General features: G+C 61.6%; 6 protein-coding genes. 1 reads left to right on the top strand and 5 read right to left on the bottom strand.

Annotation, left to right across the window (positions count from 1 at the left end; genetic code table 11):
• On the bottom strand, positions 1 to 476 hold a 476-nt coding region (locus tag AC1D1P_RS13955; protein ID WP_477673398.1), incomplete at its 3' end, for an isocitrate/isopropylmalate family dehydrogenase.
• A 55-nt stretch (positions 477 to 531) separates the two neighbouring features.
• Positions 532 to 1,410 carry an alpha/beta fold hydrolase gene (locus AC1D1P_RS13950; RefSeq protein WP_477673397.1) on the bottom strand — a complete coding sequence of 293 codons (879 nt, stop codon included), beginning with the start codon at positions 1,408 to 1,410 and terminating at the stop codon, positions 532 to 534.
• 160 nt (positions 1,411 to 1,570) lie between these two features.
• Between AC1D1P_RS13950 and AC1D1P_RS13945 the strand changes: the two genes are divergently transcribed.
• Positions 1,571 to 2,548: a LysR family transcriptional regulator gene (locus AC1D1P_RS13945; protein ID WP_477671023.1), complete on the top strand. Its 978-nt coding sequence runs from the start codon at positions 1,571 to 1,573 to the stop codon at positions 2,546 to 2,548.
• Here AC1D1P_RS13945 and AC1D1P_RS13940 read toward each other — a convergent pair.
• From AC1D1P_RS13940 to AC1D1P_RS13930, 3 genes are all read right to left on the bottom strand, one after another.
• Positions 2,493 to 3,371 (bottom strand): DMT family transporter, encoded by an 879-nt coding sequence (locus AC1D1P_RS13940; protein ID WP_477671225.1) that lies wholly within the window; start codon positions 3,369 to 3,371, stop codon positions 2,493 to 2,495. The genes AC1D1P_RS13945 and AC1D1P_RS13940 overlap by 56 nt on opposite strands.
• Positions 3,372 to 3,456: 85 nt before the next feature.
• Positions 3,457 to 4,023 carry a CDP-diacylglycerol--glycerol-3-phosphate 3-phosphatidyltransferase gene (pgsA, locus tag AC1D1P_RS13935; RefSeq protein WP_477671024.1) on the bottom strand — a complete coding sequence of 189 codons (567 nt, stop codon included), beginning with the start codon at positions 4,021 to 4,023 and terminating at the stop codon, positions 3,457 to 3,459.
• Between the two features lie 141 nt (positions 4,024 to 4,164).
• A partial coding sequence (locus AC1D1P_RS13930; RefSeq protein ID WP_477673396.1) for a helix-hairpin-helix domain-containing protein occupies positions 4,165 to 5,016 on the bottom strand: 852 nt, incomplete at its 5' end.

Raw genomic sequence — 5,016 nt, 5'->3', positions numbered from 1 at the left:
GTGCCGGGGAAAGCCCGCCCGCCAATGCTGGAATATTCGCCCTCGGTGTTTTCRCGGACGATGTAAAAATCTATTTCACCAGGTTGMCKCGCGCTYCCGTCACGCCKGACCACCGGYGCAATGATGCCGGGCATCAGCCGCGCCGGCCGCAAATTGATGTACTGGTCGAACTCACGCCTGAACAGCAGCAGCGAACCCCACAAAGACACGTGGTCGGCAATTTTCTCGGGCCATCCCACCGCACCGAAGTAGATCGCGTCATGGCCGCCAATCTGGTCTTTCCAGTTGTCCGGCATCATCTTGCCGTGCTTTTCAAAGTAGTCCCAGTTTGAAAAATCGAAGTGGTCAAACTGCAGGTCAATGCCGTATTTGACGGCCGCAGCCTCCAGCACACGCACGCCTTCTGGCATAACCTCTTTGCCGATGCCGTCGCCTGCAATGACGGCGATGCGTTTTTTTCCGATGCTCTTGCTCATGGTGTTCCTTTTTGACTGTAGTTGGCGTTAATTTGACCCGTTGAGAGCCGCTGATTCAGGGTTTGAAAAAACTCAGCGCTTCTGCCAGCAACAACGCCGGCGCTTCTTCCGCAATGTAGTGACCGCAAGGCAGGCTCCGGCCCGAGACATCTTCAGCCCGGTCCCGCCAGAGGTCCAGCACATCAAAGCATTGGCCCACCGCGCCATGTTCACCCCACAGCACGCGCAGCGGCTGCGCCAGGCGCCGGCCGGCCGCGACGTCCGCGCGGTCGTGCGTCAGGTCGATGGTGGCAGAGGCCCGGTAGTCGTCGCAGATGCTTTGTGCGGTGCCGGGAATTTGCGCGCAGCGTTCGTACTCGGCCAGGGCGGCCGGCGCGAAAGCCGCAAGGCCCGCATGGCGCTTACCCATCACGCTGCGCACGTAACGCACCGGATCGGATTCAATCAAGGCCTCCGGCAAAGGCGGCGGCTGGATCAAGAAGAACCAGTGCCAGTAAGCACGGGCAAATGCATCCGAGGTGTTGTCGTACATGGCCAGCGTGGGCGCGATGTCAAGCAGCATCAGCCGCTGAACCGCGCCAGGATGATCCGCCGCAAGGCGATGGGCTACACGCGCGCCGCGGTCGTGCGCCAGCACCTGGAACCGTTCGAACCCATGGTGACGCATGACAGCGACGGCATCCAGCGCCATCGCGCGTTTGGAATAGGCCTCGTGCGCTGAGTCCCCAGCAACCCTTGCGGAGTCACCGTAACCGCGCAGGTCCATCATCACGACGGTGAATTTTTTCGCAAGCTCTCCCGCAACCAGGTGCCACATCGCGTGGGTTTGCGGGTGCCCGTGGAGCAACAGAAGTGGCGACCCTGCGCCGCCCCGCAGGGTGTGCAAGCTGCCAGCCGGGCCGTCGACATCGCACGAAACGAAATTCTCAAACATCAATCAGTTGCCTTGGTTCACCTTCGCGCAATCAATTCCCCGGTACTCCGGCGTTGAATGCCTTGAACGATTTTTAGATCTTTGCCTGATTTTGTAGAAGAGTGGCATCCAATACAAGCAATAATCAGGCAATCAATTATTTCCAAAAAGGAATTAATCAATGGAACGCAGCGACCTTGAACTGGTGCTTGCCGTTCGCGACCACGGGAGCCTGGCGGCCGCAGCGCAAAGCCTGGATGTAGCGCCACCGGTGGTCACCAAGCGGCTTGCCGCGCTGGAGGCCAGGCTGGGCCAACGGCTGTTCCAGCGCACCACCCGCCGCGTCAGCCCCACCGCTGAAGGCGAAACAGTCTGCGAACGAGCCATCCTCCTCCTGCAGGGCTTCCAGGCGCTCGAGGCAGAGTTGCAGGAGCGAAAAGCGGAGCCCACAGGGTTGATCCGGCTCGCTGCAACTTTTGGATTCGGCCGCCTGTGGCTGGGCCCTGCGTTGGCGGAATTCCAGGAGCGTTATCCGCGTGTCGAGATACAGCTGGAGCTCACCGAGCATTTGCCCGACCTCGCGCTGGAAGGTTACGACGGCGCCATCTGGCTCTGGTCGATACAGGGGCGGCAGGCGGCGCAGTGGGTGTCACGCCGTCTTGCACGCAACCAGCGCATCATGGTGGCCTCGCCCCGCTACATCAAACAGCACGGCTCGCCCGCCAGCCTGGAGGCCTTGCAGGACCATGCCTGCCTGATCGTGCGCGAAAACGGCAATGCCCCGGGCCAGCGTTTTGATGTCTGGCCGCTGCACAGGGAACGAGAGAAAGCAGCGGTACGCGTTCGCGTGCAAGGCCCGCTGGCCAGCAATTCGGGGGAACTGGTACGCGACTGGTGCATGGAAGGCCGCGGCATCATGCTGCGCAGCCTCTGGGATATTGCACCGCACATCGCATCGGGCCGGCTCGTGCGCGTTTTACCGGCCTATTCAATGCCCGATGCCGACATTCACTGGCTGGCCCCCTACCGCACCGACCAGCCACGCCGTATTCGCCTGCTGATTGACCACCTGGTCGCACAGTTTCAGGAAGCGCCCTGGAAAACTACGCTGCCGCCGGCTTCGCGGCCCGCACCACGAGGCTCACGCCCAACGCCGTGAGCGCGGTGCCGGCAATCGTGCTTAGCGTAATGGGTTCGTCAAACAACAGCCATGCCATCAGGGCGGTCGTTGGCGGAACCAGGTACAGCAGGCTGGTCACGGCTGTAGCTGCGCCACGCTGGATCAAAAGATAAAGGAGGGAGCTTCCTCCCAGCGTGAGCACCAGCACCGACCACGCCATGGCGCCCAGAACCTGATGGTTCCACGTGATCGCTTCAGTTTCAAACAGCGCAAGCGGCAGAGTCACCACGAAAGCAGCGGCCAGCTGAATGGCATTGGCACTGCGCACATCGGCAGGTTTGACAAAACGTTTTTGGTAAAGCGTTCCCGCAGTGATGCTGAACAACGCAAAGACCGTGCAGGCCAGCGTCAGCGCCGTCACTTCATGGCCCGTGCCAAATTTGCGCGAAACCACCAGCAACAGCCCGCCCAGCCCCAGCGCCAGACCGGCCCACTGGCGTGAGGTGACCCTGGCCTCGCCGCCGTTAGCCTCGGGCGAGGCAACCCACGAAACCCACAGCGCAGTCAGCACTGGCTGAAGTCCGACAATGAGTGCCGTCAATCCCGAACCCATGCCCGACTTCACGGCAATCCAGACGCCACCCAGATAACCGGCATGCATCAACACGCCGGTCATGGCCAGATGCAGCCATTGCGCCCGGCCTTGCGGCCACGCCGCCCGGGCGAGCACGATCCAGACAAGGAAACAAGCAATCGACAGAAAATAGCGGATCGCCAGGAAAGTCAGCGGCGGCGCATAAGGCAAACCGTATTTGGCGACGATAAAGCCGGTGCTCCAGATCAGGACAAACACAGCGGGCATGGCCCGGATCAGCGCACCGGAAGAGGATGAAGAAGAGGAAGAACTCAAGAACAGAAGCCTTAGAACGGCAACACCAAGGGCAGGATTACTTGGCGCGCGCGCGGATTTCCGGGATGGCTTTTTTCAGGTAATAAATCATGGACCAGACCGTCAGGATGGCGGAGATCCAGATCAACCAGGTGCCCCACGCGTGCGTGTTGATCACGCCGAACAGCACGCCGTCAAACAGCAGGAAAGGGATGGCAATCATCTGCACCGTGGTCTTGACCTTGCCGAGCATGTGCACGGCCACACTTTTGGTCGCGCCAATCAGGGCCATCCACTCGCGCAGCGCAGAGATGGCGATCTCGCGGCCGATGATGATGAGCGCCACGAACACGTCGGCACGCTGCAGGTGCACCAGCACCAGCAAAGAGGCGCAGACCAGGAACTTGTCGGCCACCGGATCGAGGAAAGCACCAAAGGAAGAAGTCTGGTTCAGCTTGCGCGCCAGGAAGCCGTCCAGCCAGTCGGTGGCGGCAAACACGACAAACATCACGGTGGCAATCAGGTTGCGCTCCGTGGGCGCCAGGTTCAGGTAGAACACCCCCACGATCAGCGGAATCGCAACGATGCGGGTCCAGGTCATCAGCGTAGGGATGGTCAGAAACATGCCCCGATTTTGGCATGAGCCGTGCGGTGGTGCCGGATAGCGGTGCAAAGCACGCCAAAACAGTGCGTTCCGTTGCACAAATACATCTGAGCAAATTTCAAGGAACTGCTGCCCGAAACAGGGCACGCAACCGATGCGGCCTCAATGCAGGGCGCGGTAGATTTCCTCGGCCAGGTCCTTCGAAATGCCATCCACCGTGGCAATGTCTTCCGCGCTGGCCGAAGCGATGCCGCGAATGCCGCCGAAGCGCTGCAACAAGCTGGCGCGCCGCTTGGGGCCAATGCCGGCAATGTCCTCAAGCTTGCTGCCGCCCACCCGCACCTTGGCGCGCTTGGCCCGCATGCCCGTGATGGCGAAACGGTGGGCTTCGTCGCGGATCTGCGCGATCAGCATCAACGCAGCCGAATCCCGCCCTAAATAGACCTTGTCACGGCCGTCCGCAAACACGAGCTCTTCGAGGCCAACCTTGCGGCCCTCCCCTTTTTCAACGCCGGCAATCAGGCCCAGGTCCAGGCCCAGTTCTTCGAACACTTCGCGTGCCATCGACACCTGCCCCTTGSCGCCGTCGACCAGCACCAGGTCGGGCAGTTTGGCCTCCCCATTGCGTGCGGCTTCAGCCAGCCGGGTATAGCGGCGCATCAGCACCTGCCGCATGGCGGCGTAGTCGTCGCCTGGCGTGATGCCTTCGATGTTGTAGCGGCGGTATTCGCTGTTGACCATCTTGTGCTCCTGGAACACGACACAGGAGGCCTGGGTCGACTCACCGGCCGTGTGCGAGATGTCAAAACATTCGATGCGCAGCGTGTCGAGGTTGTCGAGCGGAAGATCCAGCGCCTCGGCCAGCGCGCGCGTGCGCGCCTGCTGGGAACCTTGCTCCGCCAGCAGCCGGGCCAGCTGGAGGCCAGCGTTCTTCTGTGCCATTTCCAGCCAGATGCGGCGCTGCTCGCGCGGCTGGTGAAGGGCCGTGACCTTGATCCCGGTCTGCCCGGTCTG

The sequence above is a fragment of the Polaromonas sp. P1_E1_2 genome, assembly GCF_056406035.1.
Note: the sequence above shows the minus strand (reverse complement) of the source record. Positions and strands in the feature narration are given on the sequence as shown.